Annotated in this window: 16 protein-coding genes; all 16 read left to right on the forward strand. The window is 51.6% G+C overall.

Annotated elements, in window-relative coordinates; all coding sequences use genetic code 11:
* The first annotated feature begins 48 nt into the window (after positions 1 to 48).
* The 16 genes from EG028_RS13955 (at position 49) to EG028_RS14030 (ending at position 15,865) form a co-directional block, all read left to right on the forward strand.
* Entirely contained in the window at positions 49 to 834 is a 786-nt protein-coding gene (locus EG028_RS13955) for an alpha/beta fold hydrolase (RefSeq protein WP_120517243.1), read from the forward strand.
* A 112-nt stretch (positions 835 to 946) separates the two neighbouring features.
* Positions 947 to 1,609: a CBS domain-containing protein gene (locus EG028_RS13960; protein ID WP_120517242.1), complete on the forward strand. Its 663-nt coding sequence runs from the start codon at positions 947 to 949 to the stop codon at positions 1,607 to 1,609.
* A gap of 17 nt (positions 1,610 to 1,626) precedes the next feature.
* Positions 1,627 to 3,165 carry a POTRA domain-containing protein gene (locus EG028_RS13965; RefSeq protein ID WP_162946527.1) on the forward strand — a complete coding sequence of 513 codons (1,539 nt, stop codon included), beginning with the start codon at positions 1,627 to 1,629 and terminating at the stop codon, positions 3,163 to 3,165.
* Positions 3,166 to 4,056, forward strand: coding sequence for an NAD kinase (locus EG028_RS13970; protein WP_120517240.1), 891 nt, complete (start codon positions 3,166 to 3,168; stop codon positions 4,054 to 4,056).
* Positions 4,057 to 4,116: 60 nt separating this feature from the next.
* Positions 4,117 to 4,977 carry a type IX secretion system protein PorG gene (gene porG / locus EG028_RS13975; protein ID WP_120517239.1) on the forward strand — a complete coding sequence of 287 codons (861 nt, stop codon included), beginning with the start codon at positions 4,117 to 4,119 and terminating at the stop codon, positions 4,975 to 4,977.
* A 142-nt stretch (positions 4,978 to 5,119) separates the two neighbouring features.
* On the forward strand, positions 5,120 to 5,881 hold the full coding sequence (locus EG028_RS13980; RefSeq protein WP_120517238.1) for an isoprenyl transferase: 762 nt from the start codon (positions 5,120 to 5,122) through the stop codon (positions 5,879 to 5,881).
* A 103-nt stretch (positions 5,882 to 5,984) separates the two neighbouring features.
* Positions 5,985 to 8,612, forward strand: a complete 2,628-nt coding sequence (locus EG028_RS13985; protein ID WP_241559133.1) for a BamA/OMP85 family outer membrane protein — start codon at positions 5,985 to 5,987, stop codon at positions 8,610 to 8,612.
* A gap of 92 nt (positions 8,613 to 8,704) precedes the next feature.
* On the forward strand, positions 8,705 to 9,220 hold the full coding sequence (locus tag EG028_RS13990) for an OmpH family outer membrane protein (protein ID WP_120517236.1): 516 nt from the start codon (positions 8,705 to 8,707) through the stop codon (positions 9,218 to 9,220).
* Positions 9,221 to 9,280: 60 nt separating this feature from the next.
* The gene (locus EG028_RS13995; protein WP_120517235.1) at positions 9,281 to 9,817 is read left to right on the forward strand and encodes an OmpH family outer membrane protein; all 537 of its coding nucleotides are present in this window, start codon (positions 9,281 to 9,283) and stop codon (positions 9,815 to 9,817) included.
* Positions 9,818 to 10,077: 260 nt separating this feature from the next.
* Positions 10,078 to 10,233, forward strand: a complete 156-nt coding sequence (rpmH, locus tag EG028_RS14000) for a 50S ribosomal protein L34 (protein ID WP_120517234.1) — start codon at positions 10,078 to 10,080, stop codon at positions 10,231 to 10,233.
* Positions 10,234 to 10,256: 23 nt separating this feature from the next.
* Positions 10,257 to 10,652, forward strand: coding sequence for a ribonuclease P protein component (locus tag EG028_RS14005; protein WP_262707116.1), 396 nt, complete (start codon positions 10,257 to 10,259; stop codon positions 10,650 to 10,652).
* A 120-nt stretch (positions 10,653 to 10,772) separates the two neighbouring features.
* Positions 10,773 to 11,003, forward strand: a complete 231-nt coding sequence (gene yidD, locus EG028_RS14010) for a membrane protein insertion efficiency factor YidD (RefSeq protein ID WP_120517232.1) — start codon at positions 10,773 to 10,775, stop codon at positions 11,001 to 11,003.
* 33 nt (positions 11,004 to 11,036) lie between these two features.
* A complete protein-coding gene (locus EG028_RS14015; protein WP_120517231.1) occupies positions 11,037 to 12,695 on the forward strand; it encodes a S41 family peptidase in 1,659 nt (552 codons plus the stop codon).
* Between the two features lie 100 nt (positions 12,696 to 12,795).
* The gene (locus tag EG028_RS14020; RefSeq protein ID WP_206614453.1) at positions 12,796 to 13,602 is read left to right on the forward strand and encodes an endonuclease/exonuclease/phosphatase family protein; all 807 of its coding nucleotides are present in this window, start codon (positions 12,796 to 12,798) and stop codon (positions 13,600 to 13,602) included.
* Between the two features lie 88 nt (positions 13,603 to 13,690).
* The gene (locus EG028_RS14025) at positions 13,691 to 15,076 is read left to right on the forward strand and encodes a Gfo/Idh/MocA family protein (RefSeq protein WP_120517230.1); all 1,386 of its coding nucleotides are present in this window, start codon (positions 13,691 to 13,693) and stop codon (positions 15,074 to 15,076) included.
* Between the two features lie 12 nt (positions 15,077 to 15,088).
* A complete protein-coding gene (locus EG028_RS14030; protein WP_120517229.1) occupies positions 15,089 to 15,865 on the forward strand; it encodes a 3-keto-disaccharide hydrolase in 777 nt (258 codons plus the stop codon).
* The last annotated feature ends 56 nt before the right edge of the window (positions 15,866 to 15,921 follow it).

Consider the following 15,921-nt stretch of genomic DNA (forward strand, 5'->3'; position numbering starts at 1 on the left):
TTAAGAAAAAGAATTATTTTAGCGCAAAATTGACTTCAAGCATAGGTAATGAATTACGAAATCAAAACACAGGGCAAATTCAGGTACATCGAAGAAGGAGAGGGAGAACCGGTGATCTTGCTGCACGGCTTATTCGGCGCCCTGAGTAATTTCAGCGGGCTGCTCGATTATTTTAAGCAGTACAACAAAGTGGTGATTCCGATGCTGCCCCTGTTTGATCTGAATATCCTGGAAACCTCCGTAGCCGGTCTGGCCAAATACGTGCACAAATTCCTTGAAACCCGCGAATATAAAGACGTTCACCTGATGGGCAACTCCCTTGGAGGGCATGTTGCGCTGGTGTATATCCTGAAACACCCGGAAAACGTGAAATCCCTTATACTGACCGGCAGCTCCGGCCTGTTTGAGAACGGGATGGGCGAAACCTATCCCAAACGCGGGGATTACGAATATATCCGCAGGAAAACCGAGCTTACCTTCTACGATCCGGCGATGGCCACAAAGGAACTGGTAGACGAGGTGTTCGAGATCACGAGCAACAGGCTGAAAGTGATCAAGATCATCACACTTGCCAAATCCGCCATCCGTCACAACCTGGGAGACGAGCTGAAAACCATTCAAACACCTACCCTGCTCATATGGGGCAATAACGATACCGTTACTCCGCCCATGGTGGGAGAAGAGTTCCACCGCCTTATACCTAACTCAGAGCTCCATTTCATCGACAAATGCGGCCATGCGCCCATGATGGAGGTTCCCGGAGAATTTAATGTCATCATGCACGACTTCCTGAAAAGGCTGAATAACAAGGCCGTGGGGGCCAATGCGGGCTAACCGCTCATCCCGGCTGCCGCGCCATTGCTCCGTGTTTATGTAATTTTTAATACTCCTGGTTGGCGGTATTGGAATATTCTTTGCTATTATTGTAACTGAAACACGAACGAATATGTTGGCACAGGAACTCATCTCTACCGTTGTGCCGGTACTCCACCCGATGGATACCGGTGCAAAAGCATTACGCCTTATGAATGAATTTCATCTGACGCAGCTGCCGCTGGTAGTGGATAATAAATACCTGAGCCTGGTAGAGGAAGACCAGATACTGGACTGGGAAGACCCGGACCTGCTGCTTGAAACCGCTCCAGTCAGCCCTTTTAAGCCGGCCGTTATGGAAGGCGCCCACTTTTACGAAGCGCTGAAACTGTTCTACGATCTCAAACTCTCCGTATTGCCCGTGATCACCCGGGAGGGTGAATACCAGGGCCTTATCACCAAAGACAACCTGCTGGCCATCCTCGCGCAATACAACGGCGTAAAGGAGCCCGGAGGCCTGCTGGTGCTGGAAGTGGAGCCGAGAGACTACAGCCTCAGCGAAATAGCCCGCATCGCGGAAAGCAATGAAGTAACCCTCCTCAGCGTTAATACTATCAATAATCCCGGCACGGCCAAGCTGGAAGTGCTGCTGAAAACCAACCGGCAGGACATGCAGGGCCTGGTAGCTACCTTCGAGAGATTTAATTACACCATCAAATACATGTTCAGTGAAGAGCTGGAAGAGGACCTGCTCAAGAAGAACTATGACCTGCTCATGAATTACATCAGCATGTAGTTTCCAAAATGTTTTATTTGCGCACTGTTTATTATATCACCGGCTTGTGGCTGTGCCTGTTTGGAGTGCAGGCGGCAAACGGCCAGGCTAAGGTTTTTCCGTCCCCTGCGGCGGACGGTGTTGTTATGCCGCGGCGGGATACTGTGCCGGAGCCGCTCAAGGAAACTGTGCAAAAACTCATAAAGGACAGTTTGCCCCAGCCTCCCGCTCAGCAGCCGGTCATTGGCGCCGTGACGGACACTGCCTACATCGTAGTGCGGAACATCGAGGTGGCGGGTAATAAACGTACCCGTACTTCCATCGTACTGCGTGAACTGGGAGTGAGGGCCGGGGACACCATCCGACTGCGCACGCTCGCTGAAACGCTGGAGACCAACCGCAAACAGCTCCTCAATACCTCGCTTTTCCTCAACGTGGTAGCCAATGTGAGAAACTGGAACGGCAACGCGGCGGACCTTTCATTTGAAGTCTGGGAACGCTGGTACCTACTCGCCTTTCCTATCTTCAAACTGGCGGACCGCAACTTCAACCAGTGGTGGGTGGAGAAAAACCACAGCCTGGACCGGGTGAACGTAGGCCTGAAAGTGTTCCAGGACAACCTGACCGGCCGCAACGACGATCTATACGGCGATGTGACCGTGGGGTATACCCAAAAGTTCCTGCTGGGTTACAACCTGCCCTACATCGATAAAAAACTGCGGCACGGGGTGGGGTTTGTAGTGTCCTACAGCCGGAACCGGGAGATCAATTTCATATCCGATTATAACAAACAGCAATTTTACCGGGAAGATGACTTCCTGCGGCGCCAGTTCTCCGCCAGCGCCACCTACACCTACCGCAAAGCGATTTCCACCAAACACCAGCTGTATATCGGTTATTACAACGAATCCGTGAACGATACCGTGGCCCGGCTGAACCCTGATTACCTCGGCGGCGGCCGTACGGACATCCGGTACCTGGAGCTGGGCTACCGCCTGCAGTTTATCCAGGCGGACAGCTGGCAGTACCCGCTGGTTGGGCGGTCTTTCACGGGTGAGCTGTCAAAAGTAGGCCTGGCGGGCCTTAGCGACCTGGATTTTGTGCGTATGCGCATCAAAGCGGCGCGTTACTGGCAGCTGGCCAAAAAAACCTATGGCGCCCTGAGCGTCATGGGACAGACCAAACTGCCTGATAAACAGCCATATATCGGCGTGAGGGCGATGGGTTACGGGGACGATTACCTGCGCGGGCTGGAATATTACGTGGTGGACGGGACGGCTTTTTTTATCCTGAAAAGCACGCTGCGCCGGGAATTGCTTAATTTCAAAGTACACCTGCCCATCGTGCCGAAAAAGTTCAGCAACCTGCCCATCCGTGTACTGGCGAAAGCCTACGGCGATATGGGCTACGGCTACAGCCGGCAAAGCCTGCACGGCAGCCTGAATAACAAGATGCTGTATACGGCGGGGCTGGGCCTGGACGTGGTTTCTTTTTACGATACCTGTATCCGCTTTGAATACAGCATCAATCAAATGGGAGAAAAAGGACTATTTTTACACGCTAAACTGGATATGTAAATGCATGTAGCCCTTTACAGCCGCGGCTTTGTTAAAGAAGACCTGGAAGATATACAACTGTTGCTGGATGAACTGGGCGGCCAGGAGATCACTCCGGTGGTATACGAGCCTTTTTTCAAAGAGATCCGCCAGCATATCCGTTTTCCCGCGGAAACCGATACCTTTTCAAAAGCAGAAGACCTGGACGGGCGCATCGAATTCCTGGTAAGCCTGGGGGGAGACGGCACCCTGCTGGATACCGTGAGCTACATCCGCGAAAAGAACATCCCGGTGATGGGCGTGAACTTCGGCCGCCTCGGCTTTCTCGCCAGCATCGGGCGGGATGAGATACACGAAGTGGTGAACTCCCTCGTGAGCCGGAATTACGTGGTGGACAAACGTACCCTTCTCCACCTGGACGCCAGCTCGCCCCTCTTTGGCGACGTGCCTTACGCCCTGAACGAATTCACCATCCACAAAAAAGACACCTCCGCCATGGTAAAGATCCATACCTACCTGAACGGGGAGTTTCTGAATACATACTGGGCGGACGGCCTGATCGTGGCCACACCCACCGGCTCCACCGGTTATTCCCTCAGCTGCGGCGGCCCGATCGTGTTCCCCGAAGCAGCGAACTTTGTGATCACCCCGGTGGCCCCGCATAACCTGAACGTACGTCCCATCGTAGTGCCTGATGATAATGTGATCTCCTTTGAAGTGGAAGGCCGCAGCGACCAGTTCATCTGCACGCTGGACAGCCGGATGGAGGTGATAGACAACCGCATTCAGCTGGCGGTGAAAAAAGAAGATTTTAATATCAACCTGCTGCGCCTGAACGAGAGCAACTTCCTTCACACGTTGAGAAACAAACTGTTATGGGGCATAGATACCCGTAATAACAGGCGGAAATAGCGTATCATTACCCTTATTTTCCATACGAAAATGCTTTAATTTACGTTCTTACTGATATTTATGCTGCTTACGCGTATTCATTTAAGGATCCTGGGAGTTGCCGGCTGTTTGCTGGCCGGTTCCCTGCTGAACAGGGCCGTGGCCCAGCAGGAACTGAGTTATGTCGGGGAATTGGGTTTTACTGCAGGGGGTGCCCATTATTTCGGGGACCTGAACACCCATGGAGGGCTGAAAGCCGTCAAACCGACGGTGGGCATCTATTACCGTAAATATTTCAATGATTACGTAGGCGCCAGGGCCCAGTTCAGGTACATGAACCTCGGTTATTCCGATGTGTACAGCTCCACCAGTTACCAGCAGCGGCGCAACCTGAGTTTTAACACAAATTTGTTCGAGCTGGCCATCCAGGGGGATTTTAACTTCTTCCGTTTTGAGCCTGGCAGCGAAGATTACCGGTTCAGCCCGTATCTCACCCTGGGGGCGTCCATCTTCCATTTTAACCCCTATGCCTACCTGGAAGGCAATAAATACTTTCTCCAGCCCATGCACACCGAGGGGCAGGGCTTATACCCGGAACGCAAGCCATACAGCCTGTTTTCCTATTCCTACCTGATCGGCGGAGGGCTGAAATACAGTCTTACCAGCCGTTTGAACCTGGGCCTGGAAGTCCTTTTCCGCTTTGCCCAGACGGATTACCTGGACGATGTGAGCACCACTTACGTGGGTTTGTCCGCATTCCCCACCAAAGCGGACGGTTCAGCCACGATTGCCGCCGTACTGCAGGACCGTTCTTACGCCACCGGTACCGTACCGATCGGCGAGCCGGGGCGGCAGCGGGGGAACAGCCGGGACAAAGACCAGTTTGCCACCGTAGAGCTGACCCTGGGCATCCTTTTCACCTCTTACCGCTGTAAATTCTGAGCGGCCAAAATGCGCTCCCAGCCGCCTTTCCCGTTAAAACTACGTTAAAACAGCCCCGCAGCCTTTGCAGGAAAGGCCATAAAGTTATTTTTGTATCTTTGCACACTTTTAGTAAAACTGTTTTAACACGCCTGAAATAGTCATGAGTTTGAAGGATCAATTAGACCTGCAACGACTGCCTCGCCACATTGCCATCATCATGGATGGTAATGGCCGATGGGCCAAGGAACGGGGGCAGGACCGGCTTTACGGGCATCATCAGGGAGTGGAAAGTGTGCGCGATATAGTGGAAGGCTGTGCCGAACTGGGCATCGGATACCTGACCTTATACGCCTTTTCTACTGAGAACTGGGATCGGCCGGTGTATGAAGTGAACGGAATAATGGAGCTGCTGGTGACCACTATCCGGAGTGAAGTGAGCACCCTCAACAAAAATAATATCCGGCTGCACGTCATAGGCGATATGACGATGCTGCCTCCGCACTGCCGCCAGGAGCTGGAGGAAGCCAAAGAGATGACGGCGGCTAATACCGGCCTCGGTCTCGTCATGGCGCTGAGCTACAGCGCCCGCTGGGAGATATTGCAGGCCGTGCGAAGCATTGCGAAAGATGCACAGGCAGGCAAGCTGAATCCCGACGAGGTGACGCCCGAGATCTGGGAAAAATACCTATGTACCGCCAAACTGCCAGATCCGGAACTGATGATCCGGACCAGCGGCGAACACCGTATAAGCAACTTCCTATTGTACCAACTGGCCTACGCGGAGCTTTATTTCACCAACACCCGCTGGCCTGATTTCCGCAAAGAGAATCTATACGAAGCCATCTTAAATTATCAAACCAGAGAACGTCGATTCGGCAAAACAAGCGAACAAATACAGCAGAATGAAGAAATTGTTTCCTAAAAGCCTACTGGCCGTAGTTTTATGTTGCAGCGCGGGAATATCTGTGCGTGCCCAGCAAAGGGATACCTTGCCCCCTCCGCCGCCCGGCAGACCGGCAACGGATATGAGTCCCTTTACCCTCGGCAACCCGCAGCAATTCGAAATTGCCGATATAGCCGTAACCGGTACTGAGTTCCTCGATAAATCATTACTGCTGTCTCTCTCCGGCCTTGCCGTTGGCGATAAAGTAGTGCTCCCCGGAGACCACTTTGCCAAAGCCATCCAGAACCTCTGGGGGCAACGCCTTTTCTCAAACATCGCTATCTATATCACCAAAATAGAAGGTAACAAGATATGGCTGGAAATTGAACTGGTGGAAAAACCCCGTATGTCCAGCTTCACTTTTAAAGGAGTGAAAAAGACCGAAGGAGAAGAGTTCGTGACCAAAGCCGGCCTCCGCAAAGGCAGCGTGGTAACGGACGCCCTCGAACAAAACACCCTGGCCGTGGTGAAAAAACACTTCGCTGAAAAAGGTTACCGCAACGTAACCGTACGCATGGAAGTGAAAAAAGACCCGCCGCCCGCGATCAACTCCGCTTCTGTTATCTTCTGGGTAGAGAAAGGCCATAAAGTGAAAGTGAACGACATTCACATGGTAGGTAACTACTGGCTGGCGGACAATACCCTGAAGAAAAAAATGAAGGACCCCAAGGAAACGCCGCGCATGACGCTGTATCCTGAAATGGCGGACGCCTGGGTGGACAGCATGGCTACTACAGACGATTACTGGCAGACGATGGGTTATCTTTCCGCTACCCGCACCTTACAAAAACTCAATCCCTATCTCCGCCCGAACTTCTTCGCCAATTCCAAGTTCAACGAGCTGAAGTACGAAGAAGGAAAGGAAAAACTCATTGCATACTACAACTCCAAAGGTTTCCGCGACATGCAGATCGTGGAAGATACTTTGTATTCTTCCGCCAAAGGCAACCTGAACATCGAGCTGAGGCTGGATGAAGGACGGAAATATTACTTCGGTAATATTCTCTGGAGAGGTAACACCATTTACAGCGACACCGTACTGTCCCGTGGCCTCGGCATCAAAAAAGGCGACGTGTACAACCTGGAACTGCTGAACAAACGTCTTGGCAACCCTCCCGGCCCTGAAGGCGGCGATATCGGATCGCTGTACATGGACGACGGTTACCTGTTCTTCCAGGTAGACCCTGTGGAGATCGGCATCCGCGGAGATACCATCGACTACGAAATCCGCATCCAGGAAGGCCCGCAGGCAACTATCAAGGATATACGCATTGCAGGCAACGAAAAAACCAACGAGCACGTGGTGCGCCGCGAACTGAGAACCCTCCCGGGCGAATGGTTCAGCCGCCAGAACCTGATCAGGTCCCAGCGTGAGATCTCCCAGCTCGGTTTCTTCAATCCTGAAACCATCGGCATCAACCCCGTGCCCAACATGCAGGAAGGCACCGTGGACATCGATTATAAAGTGGAAGAAAGAGCGAACGACCAGCTGGAACTGTCAGCAGGCTGGGGTGGTTACATTGGTCTTACCGGTACCCTCGGCGTAACGTTCAACAACTTCTCTCTCCGCAACATCTTCCGTAAAGAAACCTGGGACCCGCTGCCAAGCGGCGACGGGCAGAAGCTCAGCGTAAGGATCTCTTCGAACGGTAAGGCTTACCGCTCTTACAACTTCTCTTTCACCGAGCCCTGGCTTGGCGGTAAGAAAAGGAACCCGTTCTCCGTGAGCTTCTACAGCACTTACCAGAACCCGAACGCGTTCGCGGAATATTATAATCAGCCGGTACCCAACCCCGGTGCATATTTCAGGGTATTGGGCGGCTCCGTGTCCCTCGGTAAACAGCTGAGGTGGCCGGATGACTTCTTCTCCCTGATGTACACGGTGAACTATCAGCGTTACAAACTGAAAGACTTCAACTATTTCGGCCTGGAAGGTTTTGATAACGGTGTGGCGAATAACCTTAGCTTGAGGCTGACGCTGGCCCGTTCATCCGTGGACCAGCAGATCTTCCCGCGCAGCGGTTCCAGCTTTATGCTGTACGGGCAATTCACGCCGCCTTATTCCGTTCTTAATCCTGACAAGGACTACAAGAGCGAAACGATACAGGAACAGTTCAAGTTCATTGAATACCAGAAATACCGTTTGAACGCCGAGTGGTACGTACCGCTGAGCCGCCCTGCGGGCAGCGACCACAAATCGCTGGTACTGAAGGTGGCCGCGAAATTCGGTTACCTCGGCCGCTACAACAACCGCACTACGCTTTCTCCCTTCGGCAGATTTGAGCTGGGCGGTGACGGTCTGAGTAACTTCGCGGTATACGACAGGGACATCATTTCCCAGCGCGGTTACCCGGTGTATTACACCTCGAACCCGAAACTGAACCCGGAAAGCAGCGGGCCTCCTCCGGGATATTCCGGCTTCACTATGTTTAATAAATATGTGGTGGAACTGCGTTATCCCTTCAGTCTGAACCCGAGCTCGACAATTTTCGGCCTGATATTCCTGGAAGCGGCGAACGGTTACAGGGACTTTAAAGAATACGATCCGTTCAGGCTGAGACGCTCTGTGGGCGTGGGCGCCAGGTTCTACCTGCCGATGTTCGGCCTGCTTGGTTTCGACTATGGCATAGGATTGGATAGGATCAGACCCGGGGGAGGCATGAAAGACGCAGCGAAATTCACATTCATGCTTGGCTTTGAACCGGAATAAAATATTTATTATATATTGCGAGGCCTGATCCGCAAATCAGGCTTTATTCCTGAACCACCGAGGTTCAACCTGACCAACAAAAATATGTACAGATGAAAAAATTATTCATTACCGCGGCTTTAGTATTGGGCACCGTGTTTGGCGCCCTGGCTCAGCGTTATTGCGTGATCGATACGAAATACATACTGGAAAGCATCCCTGATTATAAAGACGCACAGAAGAAGCTGGATGCGGTTGCAGAGCAATGGCAGAAAGAAATAGACGCAAAATTCCAGGAAGTAGATAAGATGTACAAGTCTTACCAGGCGGAACAGGTAATGCTCACGGATGACCTGAAACGCAAACGTGAAGATGAGATCATTGCCCGTGAGAAAGAAGCCAAAGACCTGCAGAAGCAGCGTTTCGGCTACGAAGGCGATCTTTTCAAGAAAAGGGAAGAACTGGTAAAACCCATACAGGACAAGATCTACAATGCCGTACAGAAGCTGGCCGCCAGCAGGATGTATGACTTTGTACTGGATAAGTCCGGTGGTATCACCGTGATCTTCTCCGATCCGAAGCTGGACAAAAGCGAGGAAATATTGGCATCCCTGGGGGTGAAAAAATAGCCCTTATACTTTGACCTATAACTATTTTAAAATTTCTTTTAAACTCAGAACAACATCATCATGAAGAAGTATGTAATTATTGCAATTGTAGCGTTTTCCGGATTATGCAGTGTGAAGGCCAGCGCACAAGCCAAAATCGCGCACATCAACGCACAGGCTTTGATCGAGGCCATGCCGGAAACTAAAAAAGCTCAGACAGATATCGAAACCTACGCGGCAGGCCTGGAAAAGGAAAGCGGCGCTCTGGTAGCAGAATACAACAAAAAAATGGCTGATTTTGACAAATCCTCCCCAACAGACAGCGATGCCATGAAACAAGTGAAAGTGAAAGAGATCCAGGACGCGCAGAAACGCATCCAGGAGTATGAAACCGTAGCGCGTGAAAAGATCGGCCAGAAGCAGAACGAACTGCTGAAACCCGTATACGATAAAGCCCGCAAAGCGATCGAAGACGTGGCTAAAGAAAAAGGTTATACTTACGTAATTGACAGCTCAAGCGGCTCCCTGCTGGTTTCTCCCGCAGGCGACGACATCCTGGCGGCTGTTAAAACCAAACTGGGCGTGGCTGCAACCGCAGCTCCCGCAGCAGCTAAATAAGCTCTAACTGACTGATTTATAATACCCCGGGAGTAATCCCGGGGTTTTTTTATAGTGAGAAGCGAATTTTTTAGCGTATCTCTTTTCATTTTTAATTATTTACGCTACCTTTGCCTTCCGTTTGAAACGGGGCTGATCACAGTCTGCCTTCTCAAGAACGGGGATGGTATTAAGTTTTAAGTACAAGGAAATTAAAAAAAACGCACAATGAGACCGAGTTTGCGAGGTCCCATCTGGCAAAAGAAAAAAATTATTAACAGATGAAACGTACTTTTCAACCGCACAACAGACGCAGAAAGAGCGTACACGGTTTCAGAAAGAGAATGGAAACTGCCAACGGACGTAAAGTATTGGCATCCCGCAGAGCTAAAGGCAGGAAAAAACTGACCGTATCTGACGAGAGCAAGCTGAAATAATCCGCTAATAAACTCATATTGCCATAAAAACTTATTCTTTTAACAAGGAGGAAAAGTTAAAGAGCAGGAAAATGATTGAAACGCTTTTTCGGGAAGGAAAAGCGTTTTCTATTTTCCCCTACCGCGTGATCTATATGCACGCCAGCCTGCATACGGACAAATATCCTGTACAGGCCGGCTTCAGTGTGTCGTCCCGAAAATTCCCCCATGCAGTGGACCGCAACCGCATTAAAAGGCTCGGCCGCGAGGCTTACCGTCTTCAAAAACAACCCTTCCATACCGCACTCCGCGACAGCGGCCTCCAACTCGCCGTATTTTTCATTTATACCGACAAAAAAATAGCCGATTTCGATACCCTTAGCCGCAAATTTTCGGTAATTTTAGAGAAGCTGGTCAAGGAAGCCGGTAAGAAAGAATAAAGGTTATTTAAAAGACATTGTGCGCGGATGAAAGGTGACTTCCATCCGATCTCTAAAAAGACATTACGTGCGGATGAAAGTAGGCTTCCATCCGACCTCTAAAAAAGACATTGTGCACGGATGAAACGATTGATGCAAATACTCAGTATCCCGTTTATCATACTCATCAGGTTCTATCAATGGTGTATCAGCCCATGGCTGGGATCGAGATGCAGGTACACACCTACCTGCTCGCAATACGGCCTGGAAGCCTTTAAAAAACACGGCGCCGTCAAAGGAGGCTGGCTTACCATCAGGCGCATCCTGAGCTGCCACCCCTGGGGCGGCCATGGTTACGACCCGGTTCCCTGAACCACATCCCTCATCACATTTTAATCTTGCCACATGCGGATTTCCAAAAAGATCGTACTGTTTTCACTGCTGGGCCTCTGCCTCGTGTTTGCCGCGTTCCGCACCAACGACAAATACTTCCTGATCGCAAAAAACCTGGACATATTTGCCGCCTTTTACCGTGAGCTGAACACTTATTACGTGGAAGACCTGCCGCCCGAAAAACTCATGCAGAGAGGCATAGAAGCCATGCTGGAAGAAACGGACCCCTATACGGACTTTGTGCCGGAAGAGGAATTGGATGAACTCCGGTTTATGGCCACCGGCCGCTACGGCGGGGTAGGCACCTCCATCTATACGGAAGGCGAATGGACCTCCATCACTGACGTGTACGAAGGCAGCCCCATGGCCAAAGCCGGTGTAAAAGCTGGGGACATCATCGTGTCCCTGGACGGCAAAAGCGCGAAAAACATGGAACAGGATGAAGTGAGCCGTTACCTGAAAGGCAACCCCGGCACCACCCTTACCATCGTGCTCCGCCACCCGATCACCAGCGCGGAAAAAACCTACAAGATCGTTCGCGAAGATATCAATGTGAAACCGGTGAGTTTCACCGGCTTCATCCGGAAAGACGTGGGTTTCATCAAAATGACTCAGTTCACCGAAAACAGCGCCGAACAGGTGCAGGCGTCTTTTGAGAAGCTGAAACAAACCAATCCGCAGATCAAAGGCCTGGTACTGGACCTCCGCGGCAACCCCGGCGGATTGCTGGAAGAAGCGGTGTCCCTTTCCAATATTTTCATCGAAAAAAACAAACTCATCGTAAGCACCCGCGGTAAAGTAAAAAGCTGGGACAGGGAATACCGTACCGGCCAAAGCCCCGTGGATTTGAACATCCCACTGGTAGTGCTCACCAGCCGCTCCTCCGCTTCGGCCGCTGAAATCGTCGCGGGCGCCGTGCAGGACCTGGACCGCGGCCTCGTAGTGGGGCAGCGCTCTTATGGCAAGGGCCTGGTGCAGACCACGCGCCCGCTGCCTTACAACGCCAAGCTGAAAGTGACCACCGCGCGTTATTACACGCCCAGCGGCCGCTGCATCCAGGCAATAGATTACAGCCACCGCAACGAGGATGGCGAAGCCGATTACGTGCCCGATTCCCTGCGCCGCTCCTTTGTGACGGCAGGCGGCAGGCCCGTTAAAGACGGCGGCGGCATTGAGCCCGATGCCAAAGTGGATAATATGATGCTTAGCCAGGTGGCTATCACCCTGCTGCGCAAACAATACATCTTCGATTACGCCACCCAATACTATTATTCCCACCCCGATGTGAAAGCTGCATCCGAATTTGCCCTGACCGACGCGGAGTTTGAAGACTTCGTGAAGTTCCTGGACGGCAAGGACTACAGCTATAAAACCCGGAGCGAAGAAGCCCTGGAAAGTTTCCGCAGTACAGCCAGCCGTGAGAAATACTACGACGGCCTGGCAAAGGAATTCGAGGCGCTTCAGCAGAAAATGAAACATGACAAAAAACAGGACCTGCTGAAAAACAAAACCGAGATCCGTCACCTGCTGGAAGAAGAGATCATGAACCGTTATTATCCGCAACTGGGCAGGATCGAGAAAAGCCTGAGCTGGGATAAGGACGTGGAAGAGGCCGTGGCGCTGATTGGCAACCCTGCCAGGTATCAGCAGCTGCTGGGGAAAACCAACTGATCCCACCTTTAAAATATCGAAATAACAATTTAGCCATGCGGTAAACATTGCATGGTTAAATTGTTTTTTGTTTTTTTACGGTTCTACTCAAAGTAACTGTATGAAAGCAATCCATTACGCAACAGCATGTTTCCTGTTGGCATTCGCCGCCTGTTCAAGCCAGAAAGCCGTTACTGACAACGCAAAACAGGCAGATATCAACGTGCTGTGTTATAATATCCATCACGCCAATCCACCGTCTACCCCTGATAAGATAGACATTCCCGCGATCGCGAAGGTGATCAGCGATACCAAACCGGACATCGTTGCACTGCAGGAAGTGGACGTACATACGGACCGCTCCGGCAAAAGTCTCCACCAGTCAGAAGAGCTGGCCAGGCTCAGCGGCATGAAATCATTTTTTGCAAAAGGCATCGATTATGGCGGCGGTGAATATGGCGTTGCTATCCTGAGCCGCTATCCTATCCTCGAAACAAACAGGTACCCGCTCACCACCGTTGCCGGTACTAATGGCGAGCCGCGCGTACTGGCTACCGCATTGCTCCAGCTGCCCGGCAACCGCAAGGTGCTGATGGCCTGTACCCATCTGGACGCGCAGCGCGGAGACACCAACCGCACTGTTCAGATCAGGGAGATCATGGAAATACTGAAAAAACAACAATACCCGGTGATCATAGCCGGCGACCTGAATGCGCCGGAAAACAGCAGTGTCATCAATACACTTGATCAGCATTTCACCCGCAGCTGTACAAACTGCGGGTTCACCATTCCCGTTGAAAACCCGCGCCGCTGCATCGATTTCATTGCCTTTAGCCAGGGTAAGTTCGAAACGGTGAGCCACAACGTTATCCAGGAAAAATACGCGTCGGACCATTTGCCCATGACTGCGGTATTACATCTCAAATAAGCGTGGAGATTGGATTTGCTGAAATTAATCGTTAAATTAAAGGTTTGAGGTAACCCACGTTCACAATAACTATAAAAGCTAACAGCACATGAGTAATCAATCTAATGGCAACTCCCGCCGCGGTTTTATCAACAAACTGGCAAAAGGGGTTGTAGGTGCGTCACTGATTCCGAACATCATCACCGCGGCAGACAGGAAACGCAGCCTGGAACAGCTTTCCAGGCAGAAAGATCATTACAGCGCAAACGACAATATCCAGATCGCGCTGATCGGGGCCGGCGGCATGGGCAATGCTGATGCGGATACTGCTATCACCGTGCCCGGCGTGAAGCTCATCGCAGCCTGCGACCTGTACGACGGCCGCCTTGCCGATGCCAAAAAGAAATACGGCAGCGACATTTACACCACCCGTGATTATAAGGAAATACTGGCCCGTAAAGACATTGACGCGGTGATCATCGCCACGCCTGACAGCTGGCACAAGGATATTTCCGTGGCTGCCATGAACGCCGGCAAAAGCGTGTATTGCGAAAAACCGATGGTGCACGACGTGACGGAAGGCCATGCAGTAGTAGAAGCGCAGAACAAAAACAAAGTTGTATACGAAGTAGGCAGCCAGGGCGTAAGCTCACTGGGCAACGAAAAAGCCCGCCAGTTGCTGAAAGACGGGGCCATTGGCCAGCTGAACTATGCGGAAGGTTTCTGGGCGCGTATGTCCCCCTTCGGCGCATGGCAGTACCCCATCCCTGCTGATGCTTCGCCTTCAACTGTAGGCTGGGACGCGTTCCTGGCAAACAATACCAAACGTGCATTTGATCCCCTGCGTTTTTTCCGCTGGAGGAATTATAAAGATTACGGCACCGGCGTATCCGGCGACCTTTTCGTACACCTGTTCTCCAGCCTTCATCTCGTAACCGGCTCCATCGGCCCTGAAAAGATCATGGCCACCGGTGGCCTGCGTTACTGGAAAGACGGCCGTGAAGTACCGGACGTGATGCTCGGTATGTTCGACTACCCGCAGACGGACATTCATCCCGCGTTTAACCTGTCCCTCCGTGTGAACTTTGTGGACGGCACCGGTGGTACCAACTACCTGCGTATGGTGGGCAGCGAAGGCTCCATGACCGTAGAGTGGGACAAAGTGACCCTCTACCGGAATAAAGCCTACGCCGCAACAGACGATCCGTTGCTGCAAACCAAAAAAGCACAGGACAGCGGCAAACAATACGTGTATGAAAGAGCGCACATGCTGCCGCCCGATCATATGGAATACGTGGCAGACAAAGGCTACAAAGGCGCACATTTTGATCACTTCTACAACCTGTTCAACGCGATGCGCACCAAAGGGAAAGTGAATGAAGACGCACTGTTCGGCTTCCGCGCGGCGGCTCCCGCATTGCTTTGCAACGACAGTTATTTCCAGAACAAGATCATGTACTGGGACCCGAAGAACCTGAAAACCGTCAACAAGTAAACAACAGATAGTATGCAAAAATTAATATTACCTGCGTTTGCAGCAGCTACGCTCGCCCTGGCATCCTGCGGCGGTGGCGCTCCGAAAGAAGAGAAAAAGGATTCGATTGCCATCGGCAGCGAAAACAAAACAGCCACAGCGCCACAAGCCAATGTGCTGACCACGGAAGAAACAGCAGCAGGCTGGAAACTCCTGTTCAACGGCTCAAACCTTGACGGGTGGAGGATATACCAAAACAAACCTTCCAATACCTGGGGCGTAGTAGACGGTACTTTACATTGCACCGGCAGCACCACAGATAAAAGCGACATGCGCGGCGACCTGCTGTCCAACGACGAGTACGAGAACTTTGAGCTGGAAACAGACTGGAAGCTGGCCCCGCAGGGCAACAGCGGCATCCTCTACCTGGTGACCGAAGAGTTTAAGGCACCCTACATGAGCGGCCCTGAGTACCAGCTGATCGATGATGAGAACTTCCCCGAAAAGCTGGAAGACTGGCAGAAGTCAGGCGCGAACTATGCGATGAACCCGCCGTCCAAACTGGCTGCGAAGCCTATCGGCGAGTGGAACCATACCCGCATCGTGGTGAACAAAGGACACGTGGAGCATTGGCTGAACGGTGAGAAAGTGGTGGACACGCAAATGTGGACACCCGAGTGGGAAAAGGCCAAAAAGACCGGCAAATGGAAGGACTACAAAGGTTATGGCTCCGCTAAAAAAGGCCACATCTGCGTACAGGACCATGGCAGCGAGATCTGGTTCAGGAACATGAAGATCAAATCCCTGTAGGGGAAAATACGAGTATAAAAAAAGGGTCAGCATCATCTGCTGACCCTTTTTTATTG

This window comes from Chitinophaga barathri, from assembly GCF_003807585.1.
Taxonomy (GTDB): domain Bacteria; phylum Bacteroidota; class Bacteroidia; order Chitinophagales; family Chitinophagaceae; genus Chitinophaga; species Chitinophaga barathri.